Annotated in this window: 13 protein-coding genes; 5 read left to right on the top strand and 8 right to left on the bottom strand. The window is 68.1% G+C overall.

The window, feature by feature from the left end; translation table 11 throughout:
• Positions 1-14: 14 nt before the first annotated feature.
• The 4 genes from ACFC1J_RS02960 to pdxS all read right to left on the bottom strand — a co-directional run bounded on the left by ACFC1J_RS02960 (position 15) and on the right by pdxS (position 3,293).
• Positions 15-773, bottom strand: a complete 759-nt coding sequence (locus ACFC1J_RS02960; RefSeq protein WP_045273045.1) for a YebC/PmpR family DNA-binding transcriptional regulator — start codon at positions 771-773, stop codon at positions 15-17.
• A 54-nt stretch (positions 774-827) separates the two neighbouring features.
• Complete coding sequence (locus tag ACFC1J_RS02965) at positions 828-1,589, bottom strand: DUF402 domain-containing protein (RefSeq protein WP_375902310.1); 762 nt, start codon at positions 1,587-1,589, stop codon at positions 828-830.
• A gap of 196 nt (positions 1,590-1,785) precedes the next feature.
• Complete coding sequence (gene pdxT / locus ACFC1J_RS02970) at positions 1,786-2,394, bottom strand: pyridoxal 5'-phosphate synthase glutaminase subunit PdxT (protein ID WP_375902312.1); 609 nt, start codon at positions 2,392-2,394, stop codon at positions 1,786-1,788.
• Complete coding sequence (gene pdxS, locus ACFC1J_RS02975) at positions 2,391-3,293, bottom strand: pyridoxal 5'-phosphate synthase lyase subunit PdxS (protein ID WP_375902314.1); 903 nt, start codon at positions 3,291-3,293, stop codon at positions 2,391-2,393. The genes pdxT and pdxS overlap by 4 nt, the downstream gene beginning before the upstream one ends.
• Before the next feature lie 90 nt (positions 3,294-3,383).
• Between pdxS and pdxY the strand changes: the two genes are divergently transcribed.
• Positions 3,384-4,235, top strand: a complete 852-nt coding sequence (gene pdxY / locus ACFC1J_RS02980) for a pyridoxal kinase PdxY (RefSeq protein WP_375902737.1) — start codon at positions 3,384-3,386, stop codon at positions 4,233-4,235.
• A gap of 90 nt (positions 4,236-4,325) precedes the next feature.
• Here the strand turns inward: pdxY and ACFC1J_RS02985 are convergent, their stop codons facing one another.
• The gene (locus tag ACFC1J_RS02985; protein ID WP_375902316.1) at positions 4,326-4,886 is read right to left on the bottom strand and encodes an HIT domain-containing protein; all 561 of its coding nucleotides are present in this window, start codon (positions 4,884-4,886) and stop codon (positions 4,326-4,328) included.
• Positions 4,883-6,811, bottom strand: coding sequence for a threonine--tRNA ligase (gene thrS, locus ACFC1J_RS02990; RefSeq protein WP_375902317.1), 1,929 nt, complete (start codon positions 6,809-6,811; stop codon positions 4,883-4,885). Before thrS ends, ACFC1J_RS02985 begins: the two co-directional genes overlap by 4 nt.
• Positions 6,812-6,924: 113 nt before the next feature.
• On the opposite strand from thrS, the gene ACFC1J_RS02995 reads away from it, so the two are divergent.
• Positions 6,925-8,199, top strand: coding sequence for a low temperature requirement protein A (locus ACFC1J_RS02995; protein ID WP_375902319.1), 1,275 nt, complete (start codon positions 6,925-6,927; stop codon positions 8,197-8,199).
• 187 nt (positions 8,200-8,386) lie between these two features.
• Here ACFC1J_RS02995 and ACFC1J_RS03000 read toward each other — a convergent pair whose 3' ends face one another.
• Positions 8,387-9,745: an FAD-dependent oxidoreductase gene (locus ACFC1J_RS03000; protein WP_375902321.1), complete on the bottom strand. Its 1,359-nt coding sequence runs from the start codon at positions 9,743-9,745 to the stop codon at positions 8,387-8,389.
• 50 nt (positions 9,746-9,795) lie between these two features.
• Between ACFC1J_RS03000 and ACFC1J_RS03005 the strand changes: the two genes are divergently transcribed.
• Positions 9,796-11,361, top strand: coding sequence for a PucR family transcriptional regulator (locus ACFC1J_RS03005; RefSeq protein ID WP_375902322.1), 1,566 nt, complete (start codon positions 9,796-9,798; stop codon positions 11,359-11,361).
• A gap of 101 nt (positions 11,362-11,462) precedes the next feature.
• On the opposite strand, the gene ACFC1J_RS03010 is transcribed toward ACFC1J_RS03005, so the two are convergent.
• Entirely contained in the window at positions 11,463-11,948 is a 486-nt protein-coding gene (locus ACFC1J_RS03010; RefSeq protein WP_375902323.1) for a glutathione peroxidase, read from the bottom strand.
• Positions 11,949-12,042: 94 nt separating this feature from the next.
• Between ACFC1J_RS03010 and ACFC1J_RS03015 the strand changes: the two genes are divergently transcribed.
• On the top strand, positions 12,043-12,651 hold the full coding sequence (locus ACFC1J_RS03015; protein WP_375902325.1) for a TetR/AcrR family transcriptional regulator: 609 nt from the start codon (positions 12,043-12,045) through the stop codon (positions 12,649-12,651).
• A 288-nt stretch (positions 12,652-12,939) separates the two neighbouring features.
• Positions 12,940-14,124, top strand: a complete 1,185-nt coding sequence (gene xerC / locus ACFC1J_RS03020; RefSeq protein WP_375902326.1) for a tyrosine recombinase XerC — start codon at positions 12,940-12,942, stop codon at positions 14,122-14,124.
• Positions 14,125-14,261 lie beyond the last annotated feature (137 nt).

Genomic DNA, 14,261 nt, shown 5'->3' on the forward strand with positions numbered 1-14,261 from the left:
GGTTCTCTTGCTGCTTACTCGTCGTTCTCGAGCTCGGCCTGGACCTCGGCCGTGAGATCGAAGTTGGCGTAGACGTTCTGCACGTCGTCGCTGTCCTCGAGCGCGTCGATCAGGCGGAAGATCTTGCGCGCCGCCTCGGCGTCGATCTCGACCTTGAGGTTCGGGACGAACTCGACATCAGCCGACTCGTACTCGATGCCCGCTTCCTGCAGCGCGGTGCGGACCGCCACCAGGTCGGAGGCGTCGGTGATGATCTCGAACCCCTGCGCGTGCGGCTCGATCTCCTCCGCGCCGGCCTCGAGCGCCGCCATCATGACGTCGTCCTCTGTGGTGTTCTCGCCCTCGACGACGATGACGCCCTTGCGGGTGAAGTTGTAGGCGACGCTGCCGGGATCGGCGAGCGTTCCGCCGTTGCGGCTGAGCGCCGTACGCACCTCGGCCGCAGCACGGTTCTTGTTGTCGGTCAGACACTCGATCATGAGCGCGACACCGTGGGCGCCGTAGCCCTCGTACATGATCGAGGAGTACTCGACCGACTCTCCACCGATGCCGGCGCCGCGCTTGATGGCGCGATCGATGTTGTCCTTCGGGACAGAGGTCTTCTTGGCCTTGAGCACAGCATCGAAGAGCGTCGGGTTGCCCGCGAGATCGGCACCGCCGAGCTTCGCGGCGACCTCGATGTTCTTGATGAGCTTGGCCCACGACTTCGCACGGCGCGAGTCGATGACGGCCTTCTTGTGCTTGGTCGTGGCCCACTTGGAATGCCCGGACATATGTCTCCCGCTCGTATCAGCCCCGCGGTCCATCCCGCCAGGGCATCGTCCATTCTAGAAGATCCGCGCTCGGGGCACCGACGAACCCGTTCCGGTCCAGCCGCGAAGCTCGTCGATGCCGGTGTGCGCGGGCAGATCGAGTGGCTCATCGAGGGCCGCGTCGGGACGCCAGTGGGCCCAGTCCTCATCGAGCGGCCAGGAACCTGCCACGACGAACTCCTGTGCCGCCGCGTCGGCGAGTGAGCGCACGGCGTCGGCCTGCTCGCTCGTGAACCGCCCTTGTTCCACCGCGGCCGCCAGTTCATCGGCGTCTTTGAGCCAAACATCCTCCGAGCCGGGATGTTCGGCGTCGAGCCACAGGTCGAGAATGAGATCTCGGGAGAAGACCGTGCTGGTTCCCCCCTCGCCTGACGCCCGTCGATGAGGAAGCTCGAGGTTCACGTACACGCCTGCAGGCGCGCCTTCGGTGGTGCGGAAGAACCAGACCGACCACGGCTTACCCCGCGGTGCCACACGGACGACGCCCGGCCCCGTCCACGTGGACTCGCGCATGATCCAAGGGGCGTTGAAGCGACGGGCGAGAGGGATTTCGCGGGTATGCCGCATTCCCACCGGCGCAGACTGCAGCCGCGCGGAACCGGACGGGATCCACGTAACCAGTCCACGGTCGTCATCGCGGACGACGCGAGCCGTCTCGACCTGACGGCTGTATCGCCAGAGGATGCACTCGCCGGCACGGAATCGCGGTGCATCCGGCGCGTCGGATCTCGTCGCGCCCTCAGGAAGCAATCCGCCAAGCTCGTCCTCGAGCACCACGAGCGCGTCCTCGAGCGATCGGCCTTCGGGGCCGACCGACGTCCACCCCTCGCCGCGTCGACCGACGAGAACGGCGTTCCCGCCGCTCTGGCTCATGGTGGCGGATCCGATGGGCATACGCATGCGCGCCACGATAGCAACGGAGGCGCGACCGTCGGCGGCGCGCCCCTGCACTCCGTGTGCGCGTCGAGTTCCTTCAGGCCGCGACGGCGGACCGCCGCGCTGCGACCAGCTCCAGGAATCGGGCGTGCAGCCGCGTCTCGCCGTTCATCTCCGGGTGGAAGCTCGTGCCGAGCAGGTTGCCCTGCTGCACGGCGACGACTCCGCCGTCGGGCAGCGCCGCGATCGGCGTCGCCCTGGGGCCGACCCGAGTGATGAGCGGCGCCCGGATGAACGTCGCGTCCACCGGTTCGTCGATCCCGGCGACCGTGAGCTCGGTCTCGAAAGACTCCACCTGCCCGCCGAACGCATTGCGGGCGACGGTGACGTCGAGCCCGCCGAAGGTGAGCTGGCCGTCGATCGCCCCTTCGATCTCGTCCGCGAGCAGGATCAGCCCCGCGCACGTGCCGTACACGGGCAGGCCGTTCGCGATGAGGGCGCGCAGCGGCTCGCGCACACCGAAGATCCGGGACAGCTTGTCGATCACGCTCGATTCCCCGCCGGGGATCACCAGCCCGTCCAGCCCGTCCAACTGCTCGGGGCGGCGGACGGGAACCGCCTCCGCCCCGAGCGAGGTGAGGATCGCGGCATGTTCGCGCACATCGCCCTGCAGCGCGAGCACGGCGATCCGCACGGGTGCTGTCACCAGCCGCGCTCCGCAAGACGGTGCGGTGCGGGCAGGTCGGACACGTTGATGCCGACCATGGCCTCGCCGAGCCCGCGGGAGACCTGGGCGATCACGGCGGCGTCGTCATAGGCGGCGGTCGCCTTGACGATCGCGGCGGCGCGCGCAGCCGGGTCGCCCGACTTGAAGATACCGGATCCGACGAACACGCCGTCGGCGCCGAGCTGCATCATCATGGCGGCGTCGGCGGGAGTCGCGACTCCCCCGGCCACGAACATGACGACCGGAAGTGCGCCCTTCGCGGCGACCTCGGCGACCAGCTCGTACGGCGCCTGCAGCTCCTTGGCGGCGACGTAGAGCTCGTCCTTGGGGAGCGTCGTCAGGCGTGCGATCTCGCCGCGGATCGTGCGGATGTGCTTCATCGCCTCGGAGACGTCGCCGGTGCCGGCCTCGCCCTTCGAACGGATCATCGCCGCGCCCTCGGTGATGCGGCGCAGTGCCTCACCCAGGTTGGTCGCGCCGCAGACGAAGGGCACGGTGAAGCCCCACTTGTCGATGTGGTTGACGTAGTCGGCGGGCGAGAGCACCTCGGACTCGTCGATGTAGTCGACACCGAGCTCCTGCAGGACCTGGGCCTCGACGAAATGGCCGATGCGCGCCTTGGCCATGACCGGGATCGACACGGCGGAGATGATGCCGTCGATCATGTCGGGATCGCTCATGCGCGACACACCGCCCTGTGCGCGGATGTCGGCGGGCACCCGCTCAAGTGCCATGACGGCGACGGCGCCGGCATCCTCGGCGATCTTCGCCTGCTCCGGAGTGACGACGTCCATGATGACGCCGCCCTTGAGCATCTCGGCGAGGCCGCGCTTGACGCGACCGGTTCCGGTGGTCGATTCGGGTACAAGTTCTGTCATAGGACAGATCATACGCTGTCTGCGACGCAATCCGTCACCGTGCAGACAGTGGCAACGGCGCCTCCTCTCCAATGAGAGGATCGAGGGATGCTGAAGGTGCTCTCCATCCAGTCCGCCGTCGCGTACGGCCATGTCGGCAACTCCGCGGCGGTGTTCCCGCTGCAGCGCATCGGCGTCGAGGTGCTCCCCGTCTACACGGTGAACTTCTCCAATCACACCGGTTACGGCGCCTGGCGCGGCCCGCTGATCGCCCCCGGCGATGTGCGGGAGGTCATCACGGGCATCGAGGAGCGCGGCGTGCTCGGCGAGGTCGACGCGGTGCTGAGCGGCTATCAGGGCGGCGAAGGCATCGGCGACGTGATCGTCGACGCCGTGGCCAGGGTCAAGGCCGCCAACCCGAACGCGGTGTACGCGTGCGACCCCGTGATGGGCAACGCCGCGTCGGGGTGCTTCGTCGCCCCCGCGATCCCCGTGCTGCTGCGCGACAAGGTCGTGCCCGTCGCGGACATCATCACCCCGAACCAGTTCGAGCTGGGCTTCCTCACGGACACAGAGCCTGACACGCTCGAGTCGACACTGGCCTCGGTCGACGTCGCGCGCGCGATGGGCCCGAACACGGTGCTCGTGACCAGCGTCGAGAGGCCCGACCGCGAAGAGGGCACGATCGAGATGCTCGCCGTGGACGACAAAGGCGCCTGGCTGGTCGCCACGCCGCACCTGCCGATGAAGGCGAACGGATCCGGAGACGTCACCGCCGCTCTCTTCACGGCGCACTACCTGCGCACGGGGGATGCGAAGGCGGCCCTGGAGCTGACCGTGTCGAGCGTGTTCGAGCTGCTCGCACTCACCCTCGAGTCTGGCGAACGCGAGCTGCAGCTCATCCCGGCGCAGGAGGCGTACGCCAACCCGCCGCGGCAGTTCGAGGCCCGACAGGTGCGCTGAGCTCCCCGACAGCCGAAAGCCCGGCCGACGCGGACGTCGGCCGGGCTTTCGCACGTCAGGGCCGCGTTGCGCGCGCCCTCCGGGAGCCGATCAGGCGGGCCAGGCCGCCGCGACGGTATTGCGCACGTCGCCGAGCAGCTGCGGCAGTGCCTTCGTCTTCGCGATGATCGGGAAGAAGTTCGCGTCGCTGTTCCAGCGCGGCACGACGTGCTGGTGCAGATGCGCATCCACCCCGGCGCCGGCGACGGCGCCCTGGTTCATGCCGATGTTGAATCCGTCGCACCGCGAGGTCGCCTTGAGCACGCGCATCGCAGTCTGCGTGAGCGCGCCGATCTCGGCGACCTCCTCCGCCGTCGCCTCGTCGTACGTCGCGACATGGCGGTACGGGCACACCAGCAGGTGGCCGGAGTTGTACGGGAACAGGTTCAGCAGGACGTACGCCGTGTGCCCCCGAGCGACGATCAGCCGCTCCTCGTCGGGATGCTTCGGCGCCTCGCAGAACGGGCACTCCTCGCGCAGCGGCTCCGGGCCCGCCTGGATGTACGTCATCCGGTGCGGCACCCAGAGGCGCTGGAACTCGTCGGGGACGCCGGCCAGATGCGCGGCGTCTTCCAGCCGCGCGTCCTGGCCGGCGCCCCCGTCGAGGGTCATGCCAGGTCGCCCGCCGTCTGGATCAGCACGTGGCTCTCGATCGCCCGACGCACGCGGTCCACGGCCTCCGCGAGGGGTACGCCGTTCTCCTGCGTGCCGTCGCGGAAGCGGAACGACACGGTGCCGGCGGCCCGGTCCTGCTCCCCCGCGATCAGGATGAGCGGGACCTTTCCCGTGGTGTGATTGCGGATCTTCTTCTGCATGCGCTCGTCGGAGTGGTCGACCTCCGCACGGACGCCGGCCTCGCGGAGCGCCGCGACGGCGTCATCGAGGTAGTCCGCGAACTCGTCCGCCACGGGGATCCCCATGACCTGAACCGGCGAGAGCCACAGCGGGAAGTCGCCCGCGTAGTGCTCGAGCAGGATCGCGAAGAACCGCTCGATCGAGCCGAAAAGCGCGCGATGGATCATGATCGGGCGCTTCTTCTGCCCGTCCTTGTCGGTGAACTCGAGTCCGAACCGCTCCGGCAGGTTCGGGTCGACCTGCACCGTGGACAGCTGCCACACGCGGCCGATCGCGTCGGTGGTCTTCAGGTCGATCTTCGGACCGTAGAAGGCCGCCTCGCCCGGAACCTCGGTGAGCTTGAGCCCGGAGGCCAGCGCGACGTTGCGGAGCGCATTCGTCGAGTAGTCCCAGAACTCGTCGGATCCGATCCACTTGTCCTTCTCGTCGTCGCGCATCGAGAGCTCGAGCTCGAAGTCGTTGAGCCCGAAGTCGCGCAGCATCGAGAGGATGAACTCCAGGACCTTGGTGACCTCGGTCTCCAGCTGCTCCGGCGTCACGAACAGGTGGGAGTCGTCCTGGGTGAAGCCCCGCACTCGGGTGAGCCCGTGCAGGGCGCCGGAGAGCTCGTTGCGGTAGACCGTGCCGTTCTCCGCGAAGCGCAAGGGCAGGTCGCGGTAGCTCCGTGCCCGCTCCTTGTAGATGAGGATGTGCATCGGGCAGTTCATGGGCTTCAGGTAGTAGTCCTGGCCCTGCTTCGTGACGTGTCCGTCCTCGTCGCGCTCCTCATCCATCCGGATCGGCGGGAACATGCCGTCGCGGTAGGTGACGAGGTGGTTGGACGTGAGGAACAGGTCCTCCTTGGAGATGTGCGGCGTGTACACGTAGTTGTACCCTGCGGCGATGTGCCGGCGGCGCGCGTGCTGCTCCATCTCGCCGCGGATGATACCGCCGCGGGGGTGCCAGACCGACAGACCGGATCCGATCTCATCGGGGAAGGAGAAGAGATCGAGTTCCTTGCCCAGGCGACGGTGGTCGCGCTTGGCGGCCTCTTCGAGGCGCTGCTGGTACGCGCGCAGCTCGTCCTTCGTCGGCCAGGCCGTGCCGTAGATGCGCTGCAGCTGGGGGTTCTTCTCGGATCCGCGCCAATAGGCCGCAGCGATGCGTGTCAGGTCCCAGCCGTTGCCGATCATGCGGGTACTGGGCAGGTGCGGACCGCGGCAGAGGTCCTTCCAGACGACCTCGCCGTCCTTGGCGACGTTGTCGTAGATGGTCAGCTCGCCCTCGCCGACCTCGACCGAGGCGCCCTCGGTCTTGTCCGCTCCCGGACCCTTGAGACCGATGAGCTCGAGCTTGAACGGCTCATCGGCGAGCTCGGCGCGCGCCTCCTCGTCGCTGACGACACGGCGCACGAAGCGCTGCCCCTCGCGCTGGATGCGCTGCATCTCCTTGGAGATCGCCTTGACGTCCTCCGGGGTGAACGGGGTGTCCACGCCGAAGTCGTAGTAGAAGCCGTCGGTGATCGGCGGGCCGATGCCGAGGTTGGCCTGCGGCTTGATGCGCTGCACGGCCTGTGCCAGCACGTGGGCCGTGGAGTGACGCAGGATCGCGAGGCCCTCGGGGCTGTCGATGGTGATCGCCTCGGCCTGGTCTGTCTCGGAAACCGGCGTCGCCAGATCCTTGAGCTCGCCGTTGACACGCATCGCGACAACGGAACGGTCGGGGAACAAGGCGAAACCGTCACGCGGTTCCGCGCTCACAGGCGCGTTCTCAGGCACAGAAACTCTCCATCCAGGGTCCCATCTAGGCTACTCGCATGACTACAACGGCACCGACCGGCCGCGAGCACCGCATCCGCCGCATGCTCGGGCGCGATCCGCATGAACCGCACCGGGCAGCCAGCCCCCTCGAGCTTCTGTACGACCTGACCCTCGTCGTCGCATTCAGCCAGGCCGGCTCGCAGATGGCGCATCTGCTGGAGCTCGGTCATTTCGGGGCCGCGATCGGCGCGTTCGCGTTCGCCATGTTCGCCATCTGCTGGGCGTGGATCAACTACACCTGGCTCGCGTCCGCATTCGACAACGACGACATCCTGTTCCGCATCGCCACCCTCGTGCAGATGATGGGCGTGCTGATCATGGCACTCGGGATGCCCGCGCTCTTCCACTCGGTCGATGCCGGCGCGCACATCGACAACGCTGTCGTGGTGGCGGGATATGTGGTGATGCGGGTCTCGACCATCAGTCTCTGGCTGCGCATCGCACACGACGATCCGCGATACCGGCGTTCTGCGCGGACGTATGCGGTGATGATCGCGATCGCCCAGATCTACTGGGTCGCGCTGATCTTCGTCGCTCCGCCCCTCCTCGTGACGGCGGTGCTCGTGCTGATCGCCGGAGCCTTCGAACTGCTCACTCCGATGATCGCCGAGCGCAGGGGCGAAGGCACCCCCTGGCACCCGCATCATGTCGCCGAGCGGTACAGCCTGCTGGTGATCATCGCCCTCGGCGAGGTCGTGCTCGGCACGGTCCTCGCGATCTCGGCCGTGGTGGAGAGCCAGGGCTGGTCCTGGGAGGCCGGCGTGGTCGCGTTCGGCGGCACAGCCCTCGCCTTCGCGCTCTGGTGGCTGTACTTCACGATGCCATCCGGCGAAGTGTTGGCGAGCCATCGCGAGCGCGGGTTCACCTGGGGCTACGGTCATATGGTCCATTTCGCCTCGATCGCCGCCGCCGGGGCAGGACTGCATGTTGCTGCGAGCGTGATCGCCGAGGGTTCTGGCGGTACCGGCAGCGAGCATACGATCGACCCGACCGCCGCATTGCTCACTCTGGTCATCCCGGTGGCGATCTTCACCGTGGGCCTGTTCGTGCTGTACTCGGTGCTGCTTCGGCAGATCGATCTCCTGCATTTCTGGTTGTTCGTGGGGGCTATGGCCGCGCTCGCCGCCGCGGTGGCAGTCGTCGCGTCCGGCGCGAGCCTCGCCGTCGGCATCGCTGTGACCGTGCTCTCGCCGGTGGTCGTGATCGTCGGATACGAAACGCTCGGACATCGGCACCAGGCCGCCGCGGTCGCGCGCGCGATCGGCGGCTGAGCGCATTCAGGATGCGCGTCGCCGGCGCGGGGACTCCCGAAGGCGCCTTCTTGAGCGGGCATCTCCTCAGGAGATTCCTCGTCGGGACACGTCTCCGTCACGCCCCCGAACGCTCTCGCCGTCGACCGCGCGTCTCTGCGTCATGGTTCTTCCTGGACGAATGGTCGGAGCCCGGTGCCGGGATCCGTCAGCGGCGCGGGTCGAAGGGGTCGAGTTCGGGAACAGGCCGTCCCGTTGCGATCCGTTCAGCGAGCAGCCTTCCGGTGACCGGCCCGAAGACCATGCCCCACATACCGTGCCCGCCGGCCGCGAACACCCTCGCGCTGCGGGTGCGACCGATGATCGGCAGCCCGTCGGCGGTGCACGGCCTCGAGCCCACCCATTGCTCGGTCGTCGCGTCGAGATCCGCAGCGCCAGGGCCGTCCGTGCGGAGAAGCGGACGGACCGCGTCGGAGATCGCTCGGATGCGACGGGGATCCAGCGGTGCATCCGCCGCGCGGAACTCCATCATGCCCGCGACGCGCAGGCCTCCCTCCCTCGGCGTGCAGGCGACCCGCTGAGCCGGGAAGTACAGCGGGGCGGACACCCCGGCGACCGCCGGGATCATGAAGCTGTATCCGCGACCGGCGACCACCTGGCGACGCACCCCCCACTCCCGGGCCCGTTCGCCGAGCCACGCCCCCGTGGCGAGAACGACGGCGTCGTACTGCTCGTCCAGGATCGAAATCCCGGACGCCCTCTCCTCGATGGCCGTCACCTCGGTGTTCTCCCTGATCCGTCCGCCGCGAGCGATGACGGCGTCACGCAACCTGGCGACGAACACCGTGGGGTCGATGAAGCGCTGCCCGTGAATCCGCACCGCAGCACCGACCTCGATGGAGAGCGCGGGAACGAGCTCGCGAGCACGATCGCCGTCGATCAGCTCGTACTCGGGTTCGCCGCGTCCGGTCACACGGCTGACCGCCTCGATCTCCGCGCGGAGCGGCGCCGCCTCGGCCTCGCTGCGGTACGCGGCGAGGAAGGGATCGGCCTCGTGCGTCCCGCTCGTGACCCCGCCCGCCTCCAGCAGGCCGAACGCCTCCAGCGCACCGGCGTTGAGACCTGCGAGCGCCGCCATCGACCGCTCCCAGCGCGCAGGGGTGCTGTTGCGGGCGAACCGCAACAGGAAGCCTGCGAGGTGCGGGATCGCGGTCGGCGGCACGTAGATCGGCGATGCGGGTCTGAGCGCAGTGCGCAACGCATAGCGCAGCACCGCCGGCTCCGGCAGCGGACCGGCCAGCGCCGGAGTGAGCCAGCCGGCATTGCCCCACGACGCAGCCGCGCCGGCCCTGCCGCGCTCGATCACCGTCACGTCGATGCCGCGCTCCTGCAGGAACCACGCGGTGGAGAGGCCGATCATGCCGGCGCCGACGACGGCGACACGGTCTGGCGTGGCTGAGATACCACCAGGAGGATTGCTCATGGAAGCAAGCTTGCTGCGATCTCGATAGCTGCGTACTGTTCGATCAGCACAGTGCGCATATCCAAGGCTGTTCGCATTGGCCACTGCCCACGAGTCGCGCTCGCGGCCTCCCTGTCCGCGCGGAAGGAGTCCTGATGAGAGAGGAACAGCCCGCGCTGACCTTGCGGGAGGTGCTCGCGAACGTGCACGGATCTGCGATCACGATGCTGGTACCCGGCCGTGACGCCGCCGTGCGCGGACTCTCGTTCTGGGACGGTGCGCCGATATCCCCCGGGCGGATCGTGCTCGCCCCCGGTGTCATCGGCGAGGCCGAACGGTGCGCGGCGCTGCGGACAGCCTCCCGCCAGGGCGCCGTGGGCCTTGTCCTCGATCCGCCGGCGCAGGATCGCGTTCGCGATGTCGCATCGGAATGCGGGCTGCTTCTCGCCGAGCGTGTGCCTTCGCTGGCCTGGGACGAGCTCGCCGCCGTGCTCCGAGAACGCATCGCCCTGCCGTCCTCGCGCAGCGATCGCGCTCCCGGCGAGAGCCTGTTCGCCCTTGCCGACGCGATCGCCGCGCTCCTGGGCGCTGCGGTGACCATCGAGGACATCGGATCCCGTGTGCTCGCCTTCTCCTCAGAGGGTGGAGAACTCGACGCGGTCCGCATGTCCACGATCCTGAGCCGCCGCGTACCGGACGACTTCATCAGCTTCTTCCGCACGAACGGCGCGCTCCGCCGGATCATGGCCGGCACCGGACCGTTCGTCACCGAGACCTCACTCGGAGAGACCCGGCCGCGTCTGGTCATCCCTCTGCGAGTCGGTGTGGAGACTCTCGGCTCGGTCTGGGTGATGCGGGACTCCCTTCCGGACGACGAGCTCTCGGCTGCGTTGAAGACGCTCACCCACGCGGCAGCCCTGACGCTTCTGCGATGGCGCATGCAGGAACAAGGCGCGCGGGAACATCACGCCGCGAGCGTCAAGGCGCTTCTTCGCGGGGATCCGCCTTCGGGTCGCGCTTCTCTTGCCGGGATGGCGCTTCCCGCGCTCCCGTGGCGCGCCGTAGCCCTCCGCAACGGCACCGGCCCCGCTGCGGACGTTCGCGAGGACGAGGAGACCCTCGGTGACGAGGTGGCGCTGTGGACCGCCCTCCTGCGCCGCAACGGCTGGGCCGAGCCTGTCATCGCGATTGCGGAAGGGGCCGCGATCGCCGTGCTGGGTGCGGGGTCGCACGCAGGAGGGTGGGACTGGCTCCGCGCGATCGTCTCCCGGACCCTGCCCGCGGATGGCGTCACCGTCGCCGCAGGACGGGCCGTCGCGGAACCAGAGGGGCTCCCGACCAGTGTGAGCGACGCCGTGCACGTCCTCCGCGCGGGGCATACGGGCATCGTCTCCTATGACGACGTATGGCCCGCTCTCGCTGTGGGTCACGCGATGACGGCGCTGCTCCCGTGGGTGCCGGCGCCGCCGATCGAGCTCTCCACCGAGCCGACCGTTCAGGAGCGCGATCTGCTTCGCACTCTGAACGCATGGCTCGACGCGGAGGGCGACATCCCCGCGGCTGCTCGCGCCCTTCGGATCCACCCGAACACAGTGCGACTTCGGCTGACCAAACTCCGCGCGCGGACCGCCCTGGATCTCACCACGCCGGACTCCCGCCTCGTCACGCACCTCTGGGCGCGGGCCGAACTCGCCCGGCTCGAGACTCCGACCTCGTCCTGAGCGCGGAGCCGACCTGCGCCGAATCGAGGCCCGCGCGCCGACAAGAACCCGCCCGTCGCTCCTGGCATGCACCGGCGGTTCCCCGGACGGGGCCCGCAGCGTCAGGCCGGGAGCGATTCCTCGATGAGCGACGTGATCTCGGGGGCGTCCGGCAATGTCGTCGGCCGAAAACGATGCACCGCCCCATCCGGGGTCAGCAGGAACTTCTCGAAGTTCCATTTGACGTTGCCGGCTTTCCCCGTGGCATCCGGGTTCTTGGTCAGTTCGCGGTACAGCGGGTGCGCCGACCGTCCGTTCACACGGACCTTCTCGAACATCGGGAAGGTGACGCCCCACGTCGTCGAGCAGTATTCCGCGATCTTCTCCGCGTCGCTGAGCTCCTGCAGGAACTGATTGCTCGGGAAGCCCAGCACCGTGAATCCCCGGTCCCCATAGGTCCTCTGCAGCTGTTCCAACTGCTCGTACTGCGGGGCCAGGCCGCAGCGCGATGCGACATTCACGATGAGCTTGACAGGAGCGTAGTCGCCGAGCCGCGCCGGCCTCCCGTCGAGCGTGGTCAATCGAATGTCGTTCAGTTCCTCGCTCATGTCCGACCTTTCGTCGATGTAGACTTACTGGTAACTCTATATCGACGCGAGTACGCTCGTAAGCGCCCCGACGAACTCAAAGGAACACGACGACATGACGACCCCGGTCGCAGAAGCTCCCGCAGCCCCCGCACGCGGGATGCGGGAGCGCATCCTGGATGCGGCGAACGAGCTCTTCTATGCGCAGGGGTTCCGGGCAGTGAGTGCGGAGAAGATCGCGGAGCGGGTGGGGATCACGAAGGTGACCTTCTATCGCCATTTCCCGTCGAAGGAGCTGTTGATGATCGCCTACCTCGAGCAGCGCGCTGCTCAGGAACGCGACATCCTGTCCCGACTCATCGACGCCGCTGCGGCCGACCCGACGCACGGGATGCGGCCGGCGCTCGATGCGGTCGCCGCCGGCGACGGAGCAGGCTACAGAGGCTGTCCGTTCATCAACGCGGCCGCGGAGTATTCGGACCCCGCCCACCCTGTCCGCGTCATCGTCGCACGGCATCGCCGATGGCTGGCCGAGAGCTTCGAGCGCTTCCTGCGGTCGCACGGCGTACCCGACGCCGAACTCGCGGACGCCGCGGCCGAATTCATGATCCTTCGCGATGGCGTCGCTGTGAGCTCCTATCTCGACGACCCCGCCGTCGCCCAGAAGGCCCTCTCCACGGCCGCCACCGCGATTCTTCGCGCTCGCGTCCACGCAGCACCATGACTGCCCGTGCACGGGCAGTCACCACGGCTTCCGCGGCGCGAACTGCCGAGACCCCGGTCGCAGCCAATCGACCAACGCAAAAACCCCCGGATGACCGGGGGTTTTTCTGTGCGCGATACTGGGATCGAACCAGTAGCGCCTTCTCGCGCGCACGCGCGCGGATATAGGTGACTCTCCCCCGTGATTACGCCGCTCGCGGTACGCTGTAGGTATCAGGAATGATCATTTGTGATCAAGCGATACGGTGCAGATACGGTGCGCACCGCAAGGCACAGAGGAGACGCCGTTATGACCACCGCCACGACTACGAAGAAGCGCAAGACCCGCGAGGCGTTCGGGCAGATCAAGAGGATGCGCTCGGGGCGGCTCCAGGCGTCCTACATCGGCCCTGACGGAGTCCGCCACTACGCATCTACCACCTTCGACAAGAACGGGCTCACGGCTGCCCGGGAGTTCCTCGCCGGGGTCCGCACCCGCATCGCTGCCGGGACGTGGAAGTCACCGACCGAGGAGAAGGCCGAGCGCGAGCGGCGCGACGTGCTGTTCAGCGTGTTCGCCGAGGACTGGCTGACCAAGCGGCACAATGTGCACGCGGAGCGGTTGAAGGCCACGACCGAGGCCGAGTACCGGCGCCTGATCTCCGGCCCCCTGGCGGCGTTCGCCGACATGGCCATCCCGGCGATCTCCAAGGCCGCCATCATGGACTGGCGTTCAGGACAACTCGATACTGGGCGCGTGACGCAGACTAGCCGCGCCTATTCGCTGCTGCGGTCGATCATGCAGGATGCCGTGGATCGGGAGTTGATCGCCCGGAATCCCTGCCAGATCAAGGGCGCGGGATCCGCCACGTCCAAGAAGTCCGTGAAGCCCCCGACCGCCGACGAACTCGCCATCATCGTCGCCAACCTCCCCGAGCGGTACAAGGCGATGGCGCTGCTCGCTGCGTGGAGCGGGCTCCGCTACGGCGAGTTGACGGAACTCCGCCGTAAGGATGTCCGGATCACTCGGAAGCATGACCACGTCGTGCTGATCACCCTGCACGTGTCGCGGGCCGTGACGCACGTGACCGGCAAGGGCGCCATCGTCGGCAAGCCGAAGACCGCCGCGGGCATCCGCGACGTGAAACTGCCGAACGTCTCCGGGCTGTACGCCACCGTGATCGCGCACCTCGCCAACCAGGTGATCGCGTCGCCCGATGCCCTGTTGTTCCCCTCGGCGGGCGATCCGACTGAGCACATGCGGCAGTCGTCCCTGGCGCGCGTCTGGATGCGCGCACGCGAGAAGGCGGGCCGGAAGGATCTCCCCTGGCACGGGCTCCGGCACTACGCGGCATCGGCATACTCGGCTGCCGGGGCCACGCCGGTCGAAGTCATGGAGCGCCTGGGGCAGGCTTCCCCCGGTATCGCGCTCCGGTACACGCACGGCACGGGCCGCGAGGATGCCCTGCTGGAAAAGATGTCGTCTATCGCCTGACATCCTCCGAACGCCCGTTAGCAATTCCTGCTGGCGGGCGTTCAGCGTTCCCTGCGGACGCGAGGAGAGCATTCAGCCGGTCTGCGGCACGACAGATCACGGAAATCTCACGGCTGTTTCGGCTCGGAAAGAACTCC

Origin of the sequence: Microbacterium sp. NPDC056052, from assembly GCF_042266785.1 — a bacterium.
In the GTDB taxonomy this organism is placed as follows: domain Bacteria; phylum Actinomycetota; class Actinomycetes; order Actinomycetales; family Microbacteriaceae; genus Microbacterium.

Bases quoted from the DNA above. Each gene is read 5' to 3' on its own strand.
- ACFC1J_RS03005 (WP_375902322.1), top strand. From the start codon at position 9,796: ATGAGAGAGGAACAGCCCGCGCTGACCTTGCGGGAGGTGCTCGCGAAC.
- xerC (WP_375902326.1), top strand. From the start codon at position 12,940: ATGACCACCGCCACGACTACGAAGAAGCGCAAGACCCGCGAGGCGTTC.
- ACFC1J_RS02995 (WP_375902319.1), top strand. From the start codon at position 6,925: ATGACTACAACGGCACCGACCGGCCGCGAGCACCGCATCCGCCGCATG.
- thrS (WP_375902317.1), bottom strand. From the start codon at position 6,811: ATGCGTGTCAACGGCGAGCTCAAGGATCTGGCGACGCCGGTTTCCGAG.
- ACFC1J_RS03015 (WP_375902325.1), top strand. From the start codon at position 12,043: ATGACGACCCCGGTCGCAGAAGCTCCCGCAGCCCCCGCACGCGGGATG.
- ACFC1J_RS02960 (WP_045273045.1), bottom strand. From the start codon at position 773: ATGTCCGGGCATTCCAAGTGGGCCACGACCAAGCACAAGAAGGCCGTC.
- ACFC1J_RS03010 (WP_375902323.1), bottom strand. From the start codon at position 11,948: ATGAGCGAGGAACTGAACGACATTCGATTGACCACGCTCGACGGGAGG.
- pdxS (WP_375902314.1), bottom strand. From the start codon at position 3,293: ATGACAGAACTTGTACCCGAATCGACCACCGGAACCGGTCGCGTCAAG.
- ACFC1J_RS02985 (WP_375902316.1), bottom strand. From the start codon at position 4,886: ATGACCCTCGACGGGGGCGCCGGCCAGGACGCGCGGCTGGAAGACGCC.